This is a genomic window from Zoogloea sp. LCSB751 (assembly GCF_002028455.1).
GTDB lineage: Bacteria > Pseudomonadota > Gammaproteobacteria > Burkholderiales > Rhodocyclaceae > Zoogloea.
Genome location: NZ_MWUM01000014.1, coordinates 21,926 through 38,230, shown reverse-complemented (window position 1 = coordinate 38,230; position 16,305 = coordinate 21,926). Strand labels below are relative to the sequence as shown.

Below are 16,305 nucleotides of genomic sequence, written 5' to 3'. Positions count from 1 at the left end.
GCCATGTACAACGCGAGCACTGACACGCTGCCGGGCAGTGTGGCCTGGCTGGGCTACGGCGGGCTGTTGCCCTTTGTGGGCACGGCGCTGTCCATTTTTGTCGATCCCCATCACGCTGAGCTGTGGAGCGACGCACTGATGGCCTACGGCGCGGTGATCCTGAGTTTTGTCGGCGCATTGCACTGGGGGTTTGCGATGAGCCTGCCCTGCCTCGATGCCGGGTGTCGCCGGGCCTGCTTTATCTGGGCACGGTGCCGGCGCTGATGGCTTGGCCGGCGACGCTGCTGGTGCCCCTCGATGCCGGCCTGCTGCTGGTGACCGGTTTCTTGGTGCATTACTGGCAGGATCGACGCCTTGCCGACCGGGCACGCTTGCCGGGCTGGTATCTGCCGCTGCGCCTGCGCCTCACCGTGGTTGCCTGTGTCAGCCTCCTGACCGGCGCCTTTCTCGTGCCGGCTTGATGGCGACCAAGCCCGAACGCAGTGCCTTCGCCGTGCCCACAGGGCGCCTGTCGCGGCTTGCCCGCTTGGGGAGCCTGGCGTCCGGGGTAGCGGGCGGCATGCTGGCCGAAGGGGCGCGGCAACTGGCCGGCGGGCGACGGCCCCGAGTGGGCGAGCTGCTGCTCACGCCGGCCAACGCCCGCCGCGTGGCCGAGCAACTGGCCCAGATGCGGGGTGCGGCGATGAAAGTCGGCCAGTTGCTGTCGATGGATGGCGGAGATCTGTTGCCCCCCGAGCTGAGTGAAATCCTGTCGCGCTTGCGCTCGGATGCCCGCCCGATGCCCATGAGCCAGCTGGTGCCGGTGCTGGCGCAAAACTGGGGGGAGGGCTGGGAGCGCCATTTCAGGCGCTTCTCGTTCACCCCGATGGCGGCCGCGTCGATCGGCCAGGTGCACGCTGCCGAAGCGAGCGACGGCAGCCGACTCGCCATCAAGGTTCAGTACCCCGGAGTCAGGCAGAGCATTGCCAGCGATATCGACAACGTTGCCGGCCTGTTGCGGATCTCCGGCCTGCTGCCCAAGACCCTGGACGTATCAAGCTTGCTCGAAGCGGCCAAACAGCAACTCCACGAGGAAGCCGACTACCTGTCAGAGGCGTTCGAGGTGCGACATCGCCACGCCGTGCTCGAGATGATCACGCTGGCCTGCGAACCCCTGCGCCAGGCCGGCCCCTTTGATTTCGGCCGTTCCGATCTGTCGCTGCGCATGCGCGATGCGGGTGTGAAGCTCGGACTGGACCGGGATTTCTGGCACATCCCGCCGGTCGATACCCTGTTTTTGCACCGTAAGCTCGGCGGGCTTTACCTGCTTGCTGCCCGGCTCAAGGCGCGGGTCGATGTCAGGGCGTTGTTTGCGCCCCACGCGGGCAGTCGGGCGGCGGGGGAATAAGCGGGGCCAGGTGGACCAGGAGGCACACAACCGGGTGCCGGGTCATGGCGTTGATGCGGGCCAGCTCGGCAATGTCATGCTCCTCAGTACGCGTCGCCCTGGGCCTGTTGCATCCCTTCCAGAGGGGCCTTCAACTCCTCAATCTGCACTGGGAACAGCTTGTTACTGCACGCCTTGCTCACGCAGTCGCTAACGGCTCGCCACAGGCCGATGCGTGGAGCTTGATCTTCAGTGCCTTGATGACCTTCAGAATCGTCGAGAACTCCGGGTTCCCGGCGGGTGAAAGCGCCTTGTAGAGGCCTTCACGCGTAAGTCCTGCAACCTGCAGGACGTCAATCACCGCAGTTCGCGCGGTAATTGGCTTGCCGGTGCGGTGAAAACTGCAGATAATCGCTGCATGGAATGCGGTGATTATCTTTATCTCTGGCAGGCTCCCGATTGGCCCCATTGGCGTTACGATCTCGCCGCGTTGGCCCGTCCGCTTGCCGAAGTCAGCCGGGCTCAGGGCCTGCTCCTCGGGCGGCTGGCCGATGTCGGTGCCGCGACGCGGGATCAGGCAAGTCTGCTGGCGCTCACCGATGATGTCGTCAAGACCAGCGAGATCGAAGGCGAGCACCTCAATGTAGCCTCCGTCCGTTCGAGCATTGCGCGTCGTCTGGGTGTCGATATCGGCGCTTTGGCGCCGATCGACCGCAACGTCGACGGCGTGGTCGAGATGGTGCTGGATGCAACTGCGAACTGCCGGCAGCCCATGACCGAGGTGCGCCTGTTCGGGTGGCATGCGGCGCTGTTTCCAACCGGGTATTCGGGGATGATGCGCATCAAGGTTGCGGCTTGGCGGGATGATACGACTGGCCCGATGCAGGTGATTTCCGGGCCGATGGGGCGGCAAAAGGTTCACTTTGAAGCGCCCCCCGCGGATCGTCTGCCTTTTGAGATGGCGCGCTTTCTCGACTGGCTGAACGCCGACTCTGACTTTCCGCTACTTCTCAAAGCGGGTCTGGGGCACCTCTGGTTCGTCACCTTGCACCCGTTCGACGATGGCAATGGCCGTATCGCCAGGGCCATAGGCGATCTGCTACTTGCCCGAGCAGACTGCAGCCCGCAACGCTTCTACAGCCTCTCGGCGCAGATCCAGCGTGACCGGAAGGCCTACTACGAGATTCTCGAGCGAACCCAGAAAGGCGCCATGGACGTCACGGGTTGGCTCGTCTGGTTCCTCGAAAGCCTGCACCGCGCACTGGATCAAGCCCATCAAACCCTCGATGCAGTGCTGACCAAGGCTCGGTTTTGGCAGCGCTGGGCCGCCACGTCGCTCAACGAACGGCAGGTCAAGGTGCTGAACCGGCTGCTGGACGGCTTTGACGGAAAGCTCACCAGCAGCAAGTGGGCGGCAATCAGCAAGTGTTCGGCGGATACGGCGCTGCGGGACATCAATGACCTGCTAGCCCGTGGGGTGCTACGGAAGATGGCCGGCGGAGGGCGGAGCACGGGGTATGAACTGAACGGCCGAGACGCGTAATTCGGCCGCTTGTCTTTGGAATAGCGGCTAAAACGGCGAGGGAGTGATTCAAGAAATCGGACTTGGAGCGCCGCCTGGCGGGCCTGTATGAGTCCATTGAGGCCGGGGCCGGACTCGAGCTGGCAGACGTGGGATCGCGCATCCGGGTGCGGCAGAAGTCGCTGACGGCAGCGTCGGAGCGTGTTATTGCGGAGCGGGGGCCGATAGCTGAGGTGTCGGACGAGGAAATGTGGCGTGCCGCGGCCATGTTCAAGGAGCTGGTGCAGCACTGCGAGGATCCGCCAATTCCTGGCCCTGATAGTCAAGCAGGCCAGCATCGAGGGTGACAGCGTCACGATCGAATACTGGCCTGAAAGACTTGCAAGCACTGTTGGTGATTCACAGTGCTCGATAAGATGGCTCCTCGACCTGGGCTCGAACCAGGGACCTACGGATTAACAGTCCGGCGCTCTACCGACTGAGCTATCGAGGATCTGACGGGTTGGTTATCTGCATCCAGAAAGCTGCAAATGACCTGAATTTTTTCTGGCTCCTCGACCTGGGCTCGAACCAGGGACCTACGGATTAACAGTCCGGCGCTCTACCGACTGAGCTATCGAGGAACAGAGGCGCGCAGTATAGGTAGACGTTTTCGAAACGTCAAGCCGATTTGCGCAGATTTTTGCCCCCGGCTTGGCCGGGGGCGGTGCAGCGGAAGCTTAGGCCTTGATGACGGCGGCGATGGCGTCGGCGACGTAATCGAGGTTCTTGCTGTTCAGGGCGGCCAGGCAGATGCGGCCGGTGCCGACGGCGTAGATGCCGAACTCGGTCTTCATGCGTTCGACCTGTGCGGTGGTGAGACCCGTGTAGGAGAACATACCGCGCTGCTTGATGACGAAGGAGAAGTCTTGGTCGATGTTGCGGGCAGCCAGCTTGTCGACGAGGCCGGTGCGCATGGCGCGGATGCGGTCACGCATGCCGGCCAGTTCGGCTTCCCACTGGGCGCGCAGCTCGGGGGTGGACAGCACGGCAGCCACGACCGCGCCGCCGTGGATCGGCGGGTTGGAGTAGTTGGTGCGGATCACGCGCTTGAGCTGGGATAGCACGCGGGCGGACTCGTCCTTGTTCTGGGTGACGATGGACAGGGCGCCGACGCGTTCGCCGTACAGCGAGAAGCTCTTGGAGAAGGAGCTGGACACGAAGAAGGACAGGCCGGAGGCGGCGAACAGATTCACCGCGACGGCGTCCGGCTCGATGCCGTCGGCGAAGCCCTGGTAGGCCATGTCGAGGAAGGGGATGAGGCCGCGGGCCGCACAGGCCTTGACCACTTCGGCCCACTGGGCTTCGGTGAGGTCGGCGCCGGTGGGGTTGTGGCAGCAGGCATGCAGCACGATCACGGAGCCGGCCGGCAGCGTGTTGAGCTTGGCGATCATCGCCTCGGCGTTGGCGCCGCGGGTTTCCGGGTTGTAGTACGGGTAGGTTTCGACCGGGAAGCCGGCTGCCTCGAACAGGGCGCGGTGGTTTTCCCAGGACGGATCGGAGATGTAAACGGTGGCGCCCGAGACGACGCGCTGGATCAGGTCGGCGCCGATGCGCAGGGCGCCGGTGCCGCCGAGGGCCTGGGCGGTGACGACGCGGCCGTCACGGATGAGGGCGCTGTCGGCGCCGAACAGCAGGTTCTGCACGGCGTTGGCGTAGGCGACGGGGCCTTCGATGGGCTGGTAGCCGCGCGGAGGGGCCGCTTCGAGGCGGGCCTTTTCGGCGGTCTTGACGGCGGCCAGGAGGGGAATCTTGCCGTTGTCGTCGAAATAGACGCCAACGCCGAGGTTGACCTTGGTGCTGCGGGTATCCGCGTTGAAGGCTTCGTTCAGGCCAAGAATCGGATCGCGGGGGGCCATTTCCACCGCAGCAAAGATCGAAGAGCTCATGGGGTCTCCAAAAGGGGCGAAGGGAGCGGGGCACGTTGTGCCGGCCGCTGGGCGATAATGCGGGCTTGTCCAACGAAGCCGGGCTTGAGCTGATTGGTAGTTCGAAGCCTGACTTGAACTTGTAATTTTATCATGGCCGATCAATCCGATAGCGGGCGTGTGGTGGTTTTCGAAGGCAGCCCGTTCCGACTGCATCAACCTTTTCCGCCTGGCGGCGACCAGCCGGAGGCGATCCGCCAGCTCGTCGAGGGCATCGAGGACGGCCTGATGTTCCAGACTTTGCTGGGGGTGACGGGCTCAGGCAAGACCTACACGATGGCCAACGTCATCGCCCGCTGCGGTAGGCCGGCGCTGGTGCTGGCCCATAACAAGACGCTGGCGGCGCAGCTGTACTCGGAGTTTCGCGAGTTCTTCCCAGAGAACGCGGTGGAGTACTTCGTCAGCTATTACGATTACTACCAGCCCGAAGCCTACGTGCCGTCCCGCGACCTGTTCATCGAGAAGGACTCGGCGATCAACGAGCACATCGAGCAGATGCGCCTGTCGGCCACCAAGAGCCTGATGGAGCGCCGCGACGTGGTGATCGTGGCGTCGGTGTCGTGCATCTACGGTATCGGCGACCCCAGCGACTACCACAGCATGGTGCTGCACCTGCGGGAAGGGGAGCGGATCGTCCATCGGGATCTCGTCCAGCGCCTGGTGGCCATGCAGTACAGCCGCGCGGACGTGGATTTCAAGCGTGGCACCTTCCGTGTGCGCGGCGACGTGATCGACATCTACCCGGCGGAAAACGCCGAGCACGCGCTGCGGGTCGAGATGTTCGACGACGAGATCGAGCACCTGACCCTGTTCGATCCGCTCACCGGTCACCTCAAGCAGAAGCTCAGCCGCTTCACCGTCTATCCGTCCAGCCATTACGTGACGCCGCGGGCCACGGTGCTGAAGGCGGTCGAGGCGATCAAGGAGGAGCTGCGGGAGCGCATGGAAGTGTTCTACAAGAGCGGCAAATTGGTCGAGGCCCAGCGCATCGAGCAGCGCACGCGCTTCGACCTGGAAATGCTCAACGAACTGGGTTTCTGCAAGGGCATTGAGAACTACTCCCGCCATATGTCCGGGCGCAAGGCCGGCGATGCGCCGCCGACGCTGATCGATTACCTGCCGAAGGACGGTCTGATGTTCATCGACGAGTCCCACGTGTCGATCGGCCAGGTCGGGGCAATGTACAAGGGTGACCGCTCACGCAAGGAAAACCTCGTGGAGTACGGCTTCCGCTTGCCGTCTGCACTCGACAACCGGCCGCTGAAGTTCGAGGAGTTCGAGCGCCTGCTGCCGCAAACCGTGTTCGTGTCGGCGACGCCGGCGGCTTACGAGAAGGAACATCAAGGGCAGGTGGTGGAGCAGGTGGTGCGCCCGACCGGACTGGTGGACCCGATCATCATCGTCAAGCCGGCCACCACCCAGGTGGATGACCTGCTCGGCGAGATCAAGCTGCGCCTTGCTGTGCAGGAGCGAGTGCTGGTGACCGTGCTGACCAAGCGCCTGGCCGAGGACTTGACCGAGTACCTGGCCGAGAACGGCATCCGGGTGCGCTATCTGCACTCGGACATCGACACCGTCGAGCGGGTCGAGATCATCCGCGACCTGCGCCTTGGCGAGTTCGATGTGCTGGTGGGGATCAACCTGCTGCGGGAGGGCTTGGACATTCCCGAGGTGTCGCTGGTGGCGATCCTTGATGCGGACAAGGAAGGCTTCCTGCGTTCCGAGCGCTCGCTGATCCAGACCATCGGCCGGGCTGCGCGCCACCTTCACGGCACGGCAATCCTCTATGCCGACCGGATCACCGACTCGATGAAGGCGGCCATCGGCGAGACCGAAAGGCGGCGTGCGAGGCAGTTGGCCTTCAATGAGGCTAACGGCATTACGCCGAAGTCCGTGACAAAGCGCATAAAGGACATCATTGACGGTGTCTATGATTCAGAGGCCGGAGAAAAGGCTTCTGCCGCTACTGAGCCCCGTGCCGACTACAAGTTGCTCGACGAGAAGGTGCTGGCCAAGACGATTCGGCAGTTGGAGAAGGAAATGCAGGAGCACGCCCGCAACCTGGAATTCGAAAAAGCTGCTGCCACACGGGATCGTCTGTTCCGTTTGCGGCAGCAGGCATTTGGTGCCGAAGGGCATGATTCGTCCGCTTAACCTAACGCCACTGGCTGAGAGAGTCTGATCGACGTGGTTCTCACTCTTGTACGTTCTGCCCGCCGCCTGCTTAAATGGCCGGTAGGAGGGGAATACAGAATGAAAATATTGTTTGTGTGCACCGGCAACATCTGCCGGTCGCCAACGGCTGAGGGAGTGGCACGTCGCTGGCTTGCGATGGCGGGGCTGGGGGAGTTGGTTGGCGTGGACTCCGCCGGGACGCAGGGTTATCACGTGGGGGAGGCGCCTGATCCGCGTTCCCAGTCGGCGGCTTTGCGGCGTGGTTATGATCTTTCACGCCTGCGGGCGCGGAAGGTGGAGGCCAAGGATTTTGCCGAGTTCGATCTGCTCCTGGCAATGGACAGGGAGCACTTTCAATATCTACGCGACAAGGCGCCGGAAGGCGCGCGCCACAAGGTGCGCATGTTCATGAGCTACGCCCGCACGTCCCGCCGGGATGACGTGCCCGATCCTTACTACGGTGGCGCCACCGGCTTCGATGCGGTGCTCGACATGTGTGAGGATGCCATGCAGGGACTCGTCGAGGAGATCCTGCCGGAGGTCAATCGCCGCCAGCAGTCGCTGACCTGATCTGCTGTCGGTTGAATGCGATGCGGTGAGCGTCGTGTTCTGGGTATGAATGAAAAAGGCCAGCCTCTTGCGGGGGCTGGCCTTTTTCGTTGTCGCGGAGGGCGCGGATTTACTTCGTCGTGGTTTCCACCTGAATCAGGGGCTCCTCGACGACCGGCGTGGCGACGCGGTTGCGGCGACGGCGCGCCGGCTGCGGGGCTTCTACCGGCGTTTCGGTCTGGAAGCTCCTGACGGCATCCGTGCGGGTCTCAACCAGTACCAGCCCGCTGCCCGACAGATCGATCGCCGGGCTGGCTACAACCGGCGCTTCCGGGTGGGTTTCCGGAGTGCTGACAGCCTGTACTTCCGGGGTGGTCTCGACGGGGGCAGCTTCGACATTTGCCGGTGCGGCTTCTTGCTCCGCGACGGTCGGGGCCGGCTGTGCTGCCACTACTTCAGGCTGGGCTTCGGCCGCGGTAGCGACCGGAGAAGCCTCGCTTGCCGGGCTCTCCACGACGAGGGCGGGAGCCGGTTCTGCGGCTGCTGTCTCGACGGTGGCCGGCAAGGCTTCGGTCGGAGCACGCTCCGCTGCCGGTTGGCCGACGGCGGCAACAGCCTGTTCGATCAGGTCGGGCTTTACCGGCGCTGCGGCAGGGGCTTCCACGACGGCAGCGGTAATGGCCGGCGTTTCGACGGTGGACTCGACAGCAGGCGTTGTCTCGATCGGTGTGGTTTGAGTTATGGCCTCCGGTTCAGGCACTACGGTGATTGCCGGAGTGGGCTCGGCGACCGGGTTGGCGTCGACTGCCGGTGCTTCGCTGGCTGCGGCCTGCGGGGCAGCAGCGACGGCTTCCGCTGCCGGGGCAGCCGCCTCCTCGGAAGCGGCGGCCACGGCCTGGGCCTGTTCGCCGATCTCCAGTTCGCCTTGGCTGGCGGCCTCTGCGCTGGAGGCTTCCTCGTTGCGGCGGCCGCCACGACGGCCGCGACGGCTGCGGCGGCTGCGTTCATTGCCTTCGCCTTCAGCCGGCGCCGGGCTGGTTTCCGCCGGGGCGCTCGTCGCGGCGACGGCGCTGGCTGTCACCTGCTCGGCGCTGGCGACGATGCCTTCCGCCTCGGCGGCCTTGGGCGCCTGATTGTTGCGGCTACGACGTTCGCCGCGTTCACCGCGCTCGCTGGTGCGGCCTTCGCGTTCGCCACGTTCGCCGCGCTCCTGGCGTTCGCCGCGCGGACGTTTCTCGCGCTGCTCGGCCTGCTGCACTTCGCCGGAGTTGTTGCGTCCGTTTTCGCGGGGCTCGCGGGTTTCACGGGCTTCGCGGTTGTCGCTGCGCTCCTGGCGTTCGCCACGTTCGCCGCGCTCTTCACGCTGTCCTTCCCGGCGACCGCGGTTGTCGCGACCGTCACGACGGTTGCGTTCGTTGCGTGGACGGGCTTCACGGCGCGGCGTTTCGGGCTGAGCCACCACCGGTGCCGGCTCAGGCTGCTTCTCTCCGCGGAAGAAGGCGAAGATGCGGGCCAGGATGCCGGGTTGGCTTTCCGGCACAGCGGCAACCGGCGCGACCTTCGCTTCGACCACCGGGGCCGGTTGGTCGGGGGTGATGCCCTTGACGGCGGCTTCCTGGCGCACCGGGCGTTCCGGATTGGCCGACGGCGGGGTGTAGGTTTCGCCAGCCGGCTGGGTAGCCATGCGGTAGCTCGGCAGGCTGGACTCGTCGTTGTTGAGCTGGTCGTGGCGCAGGCGGATGATCTCGTGCTGCGGGGTTTCCAGGTGACGATTGGGGATCAGCACCAGGTTGACCTTGTGGCGCAGCTCGATCTTGGCGATGTCGTCGCGCTTCTCGTTGAGCAGGAAGGTCGCCACATCCACCGGAACCTGGCAGTGCAGGGCGCCGGTGTTGTCCTTCATGGCTTCCTCTTCGAGGATGCGCAGGATGTGCAGGGCCGACGATTCGGTGCTGCGGGTGTGGCCGGTGCCGTTACAGCGCGGGCAGGGAATGTAGCTGGTTTCGGCGAGGGCCGGGCGCAGGCGTTGGCGGGACAGCTCGAGCAGGCCGAAGCGGCTGATCTTGCCGGTCTGGACGCGGGCACGGTCGTAGCGCAGGGCGTCGCGCAGGCGGTTCTCGACTTCGCGCTGGTTCTTTTGCGACTCCATGTCGATGAAGTCGATGACGATCAGGCCGCCGAGGTCGCGCAGACGCAACTGGCGGGCCACTTCGTCGGCGGCTTCGCAGTTGGTCTTGAAGGCGGTTTCCTCGATGTCAGCACCGCGGGTGGCGCGGCCGGAGTTCACGTCCACCGACACCAGCGCTTCGGTGTGGTCGATCACGATGGCGCCGCCGGACGGCAGGCTGACCTGGCGCGAGTAGGCGGACTCGATCTGGTGTTCGATCTGGAAGCGGGAGAACAGCGGAACGTCGTCGTGATAGCGCTTCACGCGGTTCACGTTCTGCGGCATCACGTGGGCCATGAACTGGCGCGCCTGCTCGTACACGTCGTCGGTGTCGATCAGGATCTCGCCGATGTCCGGCTGGAAGTAGTCGCGGATCGCACGGATCACCAGGCTGCCTTCCTGGTAGATCAGGAAGGCGCCGGCCTGGGACTCGGCGGCGCCGTCGATGGCGCGCCACAGTTGCAGCAGGTAGTTCAAGTCCCACTGCAGCTCTTCGGCGTTGCGGCCGATGGCGGCGGTGCGGGCGATCAGGCTCATACCGCCCGGAACTTCGAGCTGGTCCATGACGTCGCGCAGTTCGGCACGCTCGTCGCCCTCGACGCGGCGGGACACGCCACCACCCCGGGGGTTGTTGGGCATCAGCACCAGATAGCGGCCTGCCAGCGAAACGAAGGTGGTGAGGGCGGCCCCCTTGTTGCCGCGCTCGTCCTTCTCGACCTGGACGATCAGTTCCTGGCCTTCCTTCAGCGCTTCCTTGATGGATGCACGGCTGGCTTCGACGCCAGGCTGGAAGTAAGAGCGGGAGATTTCCTTGAACGGCAGGAAGCCGTGGCGCTCGGCGCCGTAGTCGACAAACGCGGCTTCGAGACTGGGCTCGATGCGCGTAATGACGGCTTTGTAGATATTGCTTTTGCGTTGTTCCTTGGCGGCCGATTCAATGTCGAGATCGATCAGTTTCTGACCGTCGACAATGGCAACGCGGAGTTCCTCGGCCTGCGTTGCATTGAAGAGCATGCGCTTCATTCGTCTTCTTCTCCCGCGCAGCACACGGGCAGGACGAACCGCGCCACCGCTTAACTGCGGTGACTTAGTTTGGCGTTGTCGCGACTATCCTTCATCGAGGGGAATCAAACTAATGTGGGCGGCGGGGTTCGTCTATGCACCCTGAACCGCGATTTTCCGCTGGGGACAGTGATTGACCTGTGGGCACGACTGGTCTCGCAACTCCTGTGCCGTGCCGTACTCTCAGGTACGACGGCATTTCCCTTTGCGACCTCGGGCCTGCTCTCCAGGACTACTTCACCGTCCCTGAATTCAGGGCCGTCAAACTGCGTGTGCGCTAACGCGCAATAAGTACAAGTTTATTGTCGAATACAGTACCATCGCCCTCTTTTTGTCTGGCGATGGACCTTCCTGCGGTGTTTCGGGAGCGGGTGTGACGCTGGATGACCAGTGTCGAGTCGCTCCGGCATGGCACGGACCGGTGTTGAAGTTTTCACAACACGCCTGGGCAAGTGCGATGCATCAGAACCGAAAAACCGCTCGCCAGTATATTTCAAAAAGATGGCCTTGAGTAAAGCACCCTCTGTCATGCGTGTCCGCGTGGATGACGCCAGCGCAGGGCAGCGCATCGACAACTTCCTGGTTCGTGTCTGCAAGGGCGTGCCGAAGAGTCACGTCTATCGCATCCTGCGCAGCGGGGAAGTACGTGTGAATAGCCGGCGGGTGGATCAGACCTACCGCCTGCAGCTCGACGACGAGGTGCGCATCCCGCCGATCCGCTTGGCGGAGAAGGCCGCGGAGCCGGTCGTGCCGTTTGGCAAACCCTTCGACATCGTCTTCGAGGACGAGGCTTTGCTGGTGCTCGACAAGCCGGCCGGTCTGGCCGTGCACGGGGGGAGTGGCGTCAGCTTCGGCGTCATCGAGCAGCTGCGCCGCCAGCGGCCAGAGGCGAAGTTCCTCGAGCTGGTGCATCGCCTCGACCGGGAAACCTCGGGCCTGCTGATCGTGGCCAAGAAGCGCAGTGCGCTGACCGTGCTGCACGACATGATGCGCGAAGGCAAGGTGCGCAAGCGCTATCTGACTCTGGTAGCCGGACGCTGGCTGAATCCGATGCAGCACGTCAAGCTGGCCCTGCACAAATACCTGACCGAAGGCGGCGAGCGCCGCGTCAGCGTGAACTCCGAGGGCAAGCCGGCGCACAGCATCGTCAGGCTGCTGAAGCGCTGGCAGAGCTACAGTCTGGTCGAGGTCGAGCTGAAGACCGGCCGCACGCACCAGATCCGCGTGCATCTGAGCCACTTGGGCTTTCCCTTGTGCGGCGATGACAAGTACGGGGATTTTTCGCTCAACAAGCAACTCGAAAAGCAGGGGTTCAAGCGGATGTTCCTGCACGCGGCGAAGCTCGCCTTCCATCACCCGCTGACGGACCAGCTGATCGAGCTGGAGGCGCCGCTGCCGCCAGAGCTGGAGCGCCATGTGGTGCAGGTCGAGCAAACGGAAGAGAAGGAATATGGCTAAGCGTTTCGAACTGATTGTCTTCGACTGGGATGGCACGCTGATGGATTCGGCGGCGGCCATCGTGCGCGCAATTCAGGCCTCGGCGGCCGATCTCGGTTTGCCGGTACCGTCGGATGTCCGGGCTCGCCACGTGATCGGCCTCGGTCTCAGCGATGCGCTGCATTACGCCGTGCCCGAGCTGGCGGAGTCGGACTATCCGCAGATGGTCGAGCGTTATCGCCATCACTACCTGTCCGGCGACCATCAGCTGACACTGTTCGACGGAACGGTCGAGCTGATCGCGGCATTGCGTGAGCGCGGCCACTTGCTGGCAGTGGCTACGGGCAAGAGTCGCAAGGGGTTGGAGCGGGCGCTGTCGTTTTCTGGGCTGGGCGAATACTTCCATGCGACCCGCTGTGCCGACGAGTGCTTCTCCAAGCCGCATCCGGCGATGCTCGATGAGCTGATGGATGAGTTGGGCGTGGCGCAGGCGTCCTGCCTGATGATCGGCGATACCACCCACGATCTGCAGATGGCCAAGAATGCCGGGGTGGCAGGGCTGGCGGTGAGTTTCGGGGCGCACCCGGTGGAGCAGTTGCAGGCCGAGGCGCCGCTGGCCTGCGTGCATTCGCCGGCGGAGTTGCGGGAATGGCTGGAACGCAACGCCTGATCTGTCCGTCGGACGCAGTCCGGGAAGGCGAGGACGGGGTGCGCTTCAGCGTCACCCGTGTCACGGGTGAGGAGCCGGCCTTCGTCGTGCGTTTTCGTGGGCGGGTGCATGCCTACCTGAATCGCTGCGCCCATGTGCCGATCGAGCTGGACTGGACGCCCGGGCGTTTCTTCGACGATGACCGTCTTTACCTGGTCTGTGCGACTCACGGTGCTCTCTATGAGCCGGAGAGCGGCCGCTGCGTGGCTGGGCCGTGTCGGGGCAAGCGCTTGTTGGCGCTGTCCGTCGAAGAGCGCGACGGAATGGTATTTCTTGCAGGCGAATAGTGATGGACGAGAATCGGTCTGAGCATTGGGAGCGCCGGGTGTTGGAAAAGCTGGCGCTGGAGGGGGTGGCGGAACAGAAACGGCGGCGCCGCTGGGGGGTGTTCTTCAAGCTGGTGGCGGTGTTCTACGTGGGCCTCGCGCTGTGGATCCTGGGCGATTTCGGCGCGGCTGAGCCGCTCGATGGTGGGCGCTTCACTGCGCTTGTGAGCGTCGATGGCGTGATCGCTGCGAAGGGTGAGGCTAGCGCCGAGCGGATCGTGGCGGCCTTGCAATCGGCGTTCGATGACAGCGGTACCCAGGGCGTCGTGCTGCGCATCAACAGTCCCGGCGGGAGTCCGGTGCAGGCCGGCATCATCAATGACGAGATCGGCCGGCTGCGTGCGCTGCATCCGCAGGTGCCGGTCTATGCGGTGGTCGAGGATGTCTGCGCATCGGGCGGCTACTATGTGGCGGTGGCGGCGGACCGGATCTTCGTGGACAAGGCGAGCATCGTCGGGTCGATCGGCGTGTTGATGGACGGTTTCGGTTTTGCCGGGCTGATGGACAAGCTGGGCGTCGAGCGTCGCCTGCTGACGGCGGGAGAGAACAAGGGCTTTCTCGACCCGTATTCGCCGCAGAATCCGAAGCAGCTCGAGCATGCGAAATCCATGCTGGGCGATATCCACGGGCAGTTCATCGCAGCGGTGCGGAAGGGGCGGGGTACGCGCTTGCAGGAGACGCCGGACATGTTCTCCGGCTTGATGTGGACCGGCGCGAAGAGTGTTCAGCTCGGTCTGGCCGATGGCTTCGGCACCGTCGCCTCCGTGGCGCGGGATGTCATCAAGGCGGAAAACGTCCGTGATTTCACGCAGAAGCCCGGGCTGGCCGAACGTTTTGCGGAGCGCTTCGGCACTGATATGGCCGAAAGCCTGATGAATACGCTGGGAAAAACGACGGTGCGTTGACCGCCGTCAGGCGGCGAGGATCAGGAAGACGGTTGGCCGCTTCGCCAGTTCCGGTGCGGCGATTTTTTTCCATTCGGCGACCGGGCGGGTGTGGATCCATTCGCTGTCGAGCGTCAGGTCGCGGGCGACGCACAGGCGTGTGTCGGCCTTGCAGACGCTGCGCAGGGCTTCGAACATCCGCTGGTTGCGGTACGGGGTCTCGATGAACAGCTGGGTGCGGGAAAAGCGTGCCGATTCGGCTTCCAGTTCGCGGATGTGCCGGTTGCGGGCCTCTTCGTCCACCGGCAGGTAGCCGTGGAAGGCGAAGCTCTGGCCGTTGAGTCCAGAGCCCATCAGCGCCAGCAGCAAGGACGACGGGCCGACCAGCGGTGCGACGCGGATGCCCAGTTCGTGGGCGCGACGGGCCAGCAGGGCGCCTGGATCGGCAACGGCCGGGCAGCCGGCTTCGGACATCAGGCCGGCATCGCTGCCGGCGAGCAGCGGGGCGAGCAGTGCATCCAGGTCGGAGGCGGACGGTTTTTCCGGCAGTTCGCGGATGTCGAGTTCGCGCAGCGGTTGCGGGTGCTCGAAGCGCTTCAGTTCCGCGCGGGCCGTCTTGGCATTTTCGACGACGAAATAGCTCAGGCTGCGCGCGCGGGTGGCGACGTCGGCCGGGGTGGTCAGTCCGGTGGATGCAGGGCCGAGGCTGACCGGGATCAGGTAGAGGGTGCCGCTGCTCATGGTCAGGGGAGGGCGATGCCTTCGTTGCGCAGCATGCGGGCCAGCGCGATCAGCGGCAGGCCGATCAGGGCGTTGGGGTCGTCGCCGCTGAGGGCATCCAGCAGCGCGATGCCGAGCCCTTCCGATTTTGCGCTGCCGGCGCAGTCGAGGGGGCGTTCCTTGTTTACGTAACGCACGATCTCGTCGTCACTCAGGTTGCGGAAGCGGACTTCGGTCGGAACGGCCTCCACTTGCACATGACCGCTGCGTGTATTGAGCAGGGCGAGGGCAGTGTGGAAGATGACCGTGCGGCCGCTCATCGACTTGAGCTGGGCAACGGCCCGCTCCACGGTTCCGGGTTTGCCGAAGAGGGCCTCACCCATGTAGGCCACCTGGTCGCTGCCGATGATCAGTGCGTCGGGAAATCGGGCGGCAACTGCACGAGCTTTTTCCACCGCGAGCCGTTCGGCGGTGGCTTGTGGCGCCTCGCCGGGGAGCGGCGTTTCGTCGATGTCCGGGCGGGCAACCTCGAAGGGCAGGTCGAAGCGCTGGAGGAGTTCGCGGCGGTAGGTCGAGGTGGATGCGAGAACGAGTTTCATCGTAGCGGAAGGCCTGCCGCGGATAGGGCTGGCGCAATCAAGCAGGGTTTTGACACGGGGAGCCGAAAATAATATCATGCCGCGCTTATGTCGCAAGAAAGCTTCGTGATCGACCTGCGGACGCTGGCCAGAGATGGGCGTAGCGTGCAAGGCACGGTACCGGTTAAGAGTCTCGGTCGTCTGACCGATTCCCTGCTGGAGCCGGTCGGCACGGTGACGTTCGAGTTTCAGGGCGAGCGTAACGACGAGGGCAAGCTCTACGTCGATCTGCAGGTTCAGGGTGACCTGGTGTTGCAGTGTCAGCGCTGTCTTGAGGCTTTGGTGTGGCCTTGCAGTGTGCGGAATCGTCTCCTGCTGCTTCGTGCCGGTGAAGAATTGCCGGAGGATGAACTGGAGAACGACGAGGTGGACGCCCTTGAGGTGGAGCCCCACACCGATCTGCTGGCCTTGGTGGAAGACGAGGTGCTCCTCGCCTTGCCCTTGGTGCCGCGCCACGAAAATTGCGAACCGCCGGTGAAAGCCGGAGGCAATGAAGAGATTTCGCCCTTCGCCGTTCTGCGCCAGTTGCGCGGCAAGGTTTAAGTATTCCTCAAGGAGTGTTTCATGGCTGTTCAACAGAACAAAAAGTCCCCGTCCAAGCGCGGTATGCATCGTTCCCACGATTTCCTGGTTGCCCCCCCGCTGGCCGTCGAGCCGACCACCGGTGAAGTGCATCTGCGCCACCACGTGTCGCCGTCCGGCGTCTATCGCGGCAAGAAGGTTGCCAAGGCCAAGGGCGAGTAATTTCCCCTGTCCGCGAGCGGCGCGACGCCTAAGGGCGCT

At 64.2% G+C, this 16,305-nt stretch carries 18 protein-coding genes and 2 tRNA genes; 13 read left to right on the top strand and 7 right to left on the bottom strand.

Features of this window, described 5'->3' with window-relative positions; all coding sequences use genetic code 11:
• Positions 1-3: 3 nt before the first annotated feature.
• From B4920_RS30485 to B4920_RS15910, 3 genes are read left to right on the top strand one after another with little or no spacing between them, the layout of a single operon-like run.
• Positions 4-264 carry a DUF3429 domain-containing protein gene (locus tag B4920_RS30485; RefSeq protein WP_254050960.1) on the top strand — a complete coding sequence of 87 codons (261 nt, stop codon included), beginning with the start codon at positions 4-6 and terminating at the stop codon, positions 262-264.
• A complete protein-coding gene (locus B4920_RS30480; protein WP_254050959.1) occupies positions 264-461 on the top strand; it encodes a DUF3429 domain-containing protein in 198 nt (65 codons plus the stop codon). Before B4920_RS30485 ends, B4920_RS30480 begins: the two co-directional genes overlap by 1 nt.
• Positions 461-1,387 (top strand): AarF/UbiB family protein, encoded by a 927-nt coding sequence (locus B4920_RS15910; protein ID WP_079435617.1) that lies wholly within the window; start codon positions 461-463, stop codon positions 1,385-1,387. The genes B4920_RS30480 and B4920_RS15910 overlap by 1 nt, the downstream gene beginning before the upstream one ends.
• Before the next feature lie 178 nt (positions 1,388-1,565).
• Here the strand turns inward: B4920_RS15910 and B4920_RS29510 are convergent, their stop codons facing one another.
• Complete coding sequence (locus tag B4920_RS29510; protein ID WP_161493312.1) at positions 1,566-1,727, bottom strand: DNA-binding protein; 162 nt, start codon at positions 1,725-1,727, stop codon at positions 1,566-1,568.
• A 57-nt stretch (positions 1,728-1,784) separates the two neighbouring features.
• On the opposite strand from B4920_RS29510, the gene B4920_RS15905 reads away from it, so the two are divergent.
• Both B4920_RS15905 and B4920_RS15900 read left to right on the top strand, forming a co-directional pair.
• Positions 1,785-2,909 carry a Fic family protein gene (locus B4920_RS15905; protein ID WP_079435616.1) on the top strand — a complete coding sequence of 375 codons (1,125 nt, stop codon included), beginning with the start codon at positions 1,785-1,787 and terminating at the stop codon, positions 2,907-2,909.
• A 62-nt stretch (positions 2,910-2,971) separates the two neighbouring features.
• Positions 2,972-3,235: a hypothetical protein gene (locus tag B4920_RS15900; RefSeq protein WP_079435615.1), complete on the top strand. Its 264-nt coding sequence runs from the start codon at positions 2,972-2,974 to the stop codon at positions 3,233-3,235.
• A gap of 70 nt (positions 3,236-3,305) precedes the next feature.
• On the opposite strand, the gene B4920_RS15895 is transcribed toward B4920_RS15900, so the two are convergent.
• The 3 genes from B4920_RS15895 to B4920_RS15885 all read right to left on the bottom strand — a co-directional run bounded on the left by B4920_RS15895 (position 3,306) and on the right by B4920_RS15885 (position 4,816).
• Positions 3,306-3,381 (bottom strand) — tRNA-Asn (locus tag B4920_RS15895).
• A gap of 54 nt (positions 3,382-3,435) precedes the next feature.
• A tRNA-Asn gene (locus tag B4920_RS15890) sits at positions 3,436-3,511 on the bottom strand.
• Between the two features lie 96 nt (positions 3,512-3,607).
• A complete protein-coding gene (locus B4920_RS15885; RefSeq protein ID WP_079435614.1) occupies positions 3,608-4,816 on the bottom strand; it encodes an amino acid aminotransferase in 1,209 nt (402 codons plus the stop codon).
• Between the two features lie 132 nt (positions 4,817-4,948).
• Between B4920_RS15885 and uvrB the strand changes: the two genes are divergently transcribed.
• Together uvrB and B4920_RS15875 are read left to right on the top strand one after the other, a co-directional pair.
• Positions 4,949-7,009: an excinuclease ABC subunit UvrB gene (gene uvrB / locus B4920_RS15880; RefSeq protein WP_079435613.1), complete on the top strand. Its 2,061-nt coding sequence runs from the start codon at positions 4,949-4,951 to the stop codon at positions 7,007-7,009.
• A gap of 99 nt (positions 7,010-7,108) precedes the next feature.
• Complete coding sequence (locus tag B4920_RS15875) at positions 7,109-7,600, top strand: low molecular weight protein-tyrosine-phosphatase (protein ID WP_079435612.1); 492 nt, start codon at positions 7,109-7,111, stop codon at positions 7,598-7,600.
• Between the two features lie 109 nt (positions 7,601-7,709).
• Here the strand turns inward: B4920_RS15875 and B4920_RS15870 are convergent, their stop codons facing one another.
• Positions 7,710-10,769 (bottom strand): Rne/Rng family ribonuclease, encoded by a 3,060-nt coding sequence (locus B4920_RS15870; RefSeq protein ID WP_079435611.1) that lies wholly within the window; start codon positions 10,767-10,769, stop codon positions 7,710-7,712.
• A gap of 567 nt (positions 10,770-11,336) precedes the next feature.
• Here B4920_RS15870 and B4920_RS15865 point away from each other — a divergent pair.
• From B4920_RS15865 to B4920_RS15850, 4 genes are read left to right on the top strand one after another with little or no spacing between them, the layout of a single operon-like run.
• Positions 11,337-12,266 carry an RluA family pseudouridine synthase gene (locus tag B4920_RS15865; protein WP_254050958.1) on the top strand — a complete coding sequence of 310 codons (930 nt, stop codon included), beginning with the start codon at positions 11,337-11,339 and terminating at the stop codon, positions 12,264-12,266.
• A complete protein-coding gene (locus tag B4920_RS15860) occupies positions 12,259-12,915 on the top strand; it encodes an HAD-IA family hydrolase (protein WP_079435609.1) in 657 nt (218 codons plus the stop codon). Before B4920_RS15865 ends, B4920_RS15860 begins: the two co-directional genes overlap by 8 nt.
• Entirely contained in the window at positions 12,894-13,241 is a 348-nt protein-coding gene (locus tag B4920_RS15855) for a Rieske (2Fe-2S) protein (RefSeq protein WP_079435608.1), read from the top strand. Before B4920_RS15860 ends, B4920_RS15855 begins: the two co-directional genes overlap by 22 nt.
• 2 nt (positions 13,242-13,243) lie before the next feature.
• Positions 13,244-14,185, top strand: coding sequence for a S49 family peptidase (locus tag B4920_RS15850; protein ID WP_079435607.1), 942 nt, complete (start codon positions 13,244-13,246; stop codon positions 14,183-14,185).
• 6 nt (positions 14,186-14,191) lie between these two features.
• Here B4920_RS15850 and B4920_RS15845 read toward each other — a convergent pair whose 3' ends face one another.
• Entirely contained in the window at positions 14,192-14,905 is a 714-nt protein-coding gene (locus B4920_RS15845; protein ID WP_079435606.1) for an SAM-dependent methyltransferase, read from the bottom strand.
• 2 nt (positions 14,906-14,907) lie between these two features.
• Positions 14,908-15,483, bottom strand: coding sequence for a nucleoside triphosphate pyrophosphatase (locus B4920_RS15840; RefSeq protein WP_079435605.1), 576 nt, complete (start codon positions 15,481-15,483; stop codon positions 14,908-14,910).
• A gap of 105 nt (positions 15,484-15,588) precedes the next feature.
• On the opposite strand from B4920_RS15840, the gene B4920_RS15835 reads away from it, so the two are divergent.
• A complete protein-coding gene (locus B4920_RS15835; RefSeq protein ID WP_254050957.1) occupies positions 15,589-16,065 on the top strand; it encodes a DUF177 domain-containing protein in 477 nt (158 codons plus the stop codon).
• Between the two features lie 21 nt (positions 16,066-16,086).
• A complete protein-coding gene (gene rpmF, locus B4920_RS15830; RefSeq protein ID WP_079435603.1) occupies positions 16,087-16,266 on the top strand; it encodes a 50S ribosomal protein L32 in 180 nt (59 codons plus the stop codon).
• Positions 16,267-16,305: the final 39 nt, after the last annotated feature.

Excerpts from the sequence above, each read along its gene's own strand:
- B4920_RS15905 (WP_079435616.1), top strand. The coding sequence starts at position 1,785 with ATGGAATGCGGTGATTATCTTTATCTCTGGCAGGCTCCCGATTGGCCC.
- B4920_RS15865 (WP_254050958.1), top strand. The coding sequence starts at position 11,337 with ATGCGTGTCCGCGTGGATGACGCCAGCGCAGGGCAGCGCATCGACAAC.
- B4920_RS15870 (WP_079435611.1), bottom strand. The coding sequence starts at position 10,769 with ATGAAGCGCATGCTCTTCAATGCAACGCAGGCCGAGGAACTCCGCGTT.
- uvrB (WP_079435613.1), top strand. The coding sequence starts at position 4,949 with ATGGCCGATCAATCCGATAGCGGGCGTGTGGTGGTTTTCGAAGGCAGC.
- B4920_RS30480 (WP_254050959.1), top strand. The coding sequence starts at position 264 with ATGGCTTGGCCGGCGACGCTGCTGGTGCCCCTCGATGCCGGCCTGCTG.
- B4920_RS15855 (WP_079435608.1), top strand. The coding sequence starts at position 12,894 with ATGGCTGGAACGCAACGCCTGATCTGTCCGTCGGACGCAGTCCGGGAA.
- B4920_RS30485 (WP_254050960.1), top strand. The coding sequence starts at position 4 with ATGTACAACGCGAGCACTGACACGCTGCCGGGCAGTGTGGCCTGGCTG.
- B4920_RS15885 (WP_079435614.1), bottom strand. The coding sequence starts at position 4,816 with ATGAGCTCTTCGATCTTTGCTGCGGTGGAAATGGCCCCCCGCGATCCG.
- B4920_RS15860 (WP_079435609.1), top strand. The coding sequence starts at position 12,259 with ATGGCTAAGCGTTTCGAACTGATTGTCTTCGACTGGGATGGCACGCTG.
- rpmF (WP_079435603.1), top strand. The coding sequence starts at position 16,087 with ATGGCTGTTCAACAGAACAAAAAGTCCCCGTCCAAGCGCGGTATGCAT.
- B4920_RS15875 (WP_079435612.1), top strand. The coding sequence starts at position 7,109 with ATGAAAATATTGTTTGTGTGCACCGGCAACATCTGCCGGTCGCCAACG.
- B4920_RS15910 (WP_079435617.1), top strand. The coding sequence starts at position 461 with ATGGCGACCAAGCCCGAACGCAGTGCCTTCGCCGTGCCCACAGGGCGC.
- B4920_RS15845 (WP_079435606.1), bottom strand. The coding sequence starts at position 14,905 with ATGAGCAGCGGCACCCTCTACCTGATCCCGGTCAGCCTCGGCCCTGCA.
- B4920_RS15840 (WP_079435605.1), bottom strand. The coding sequence starts at position 15,483 with ATGAAACTCGTTCTCGCATCCACCTCGACCTACCGCCGCGAACTCCTC.
- B4920_RS15850 (WP_079435607.1), top strand. The coding sequence starts at position 13,244 with ATGGACGAGAATCGGTCTGAGCATTGGGAGCGCCGGGTGTTGGAAAAG.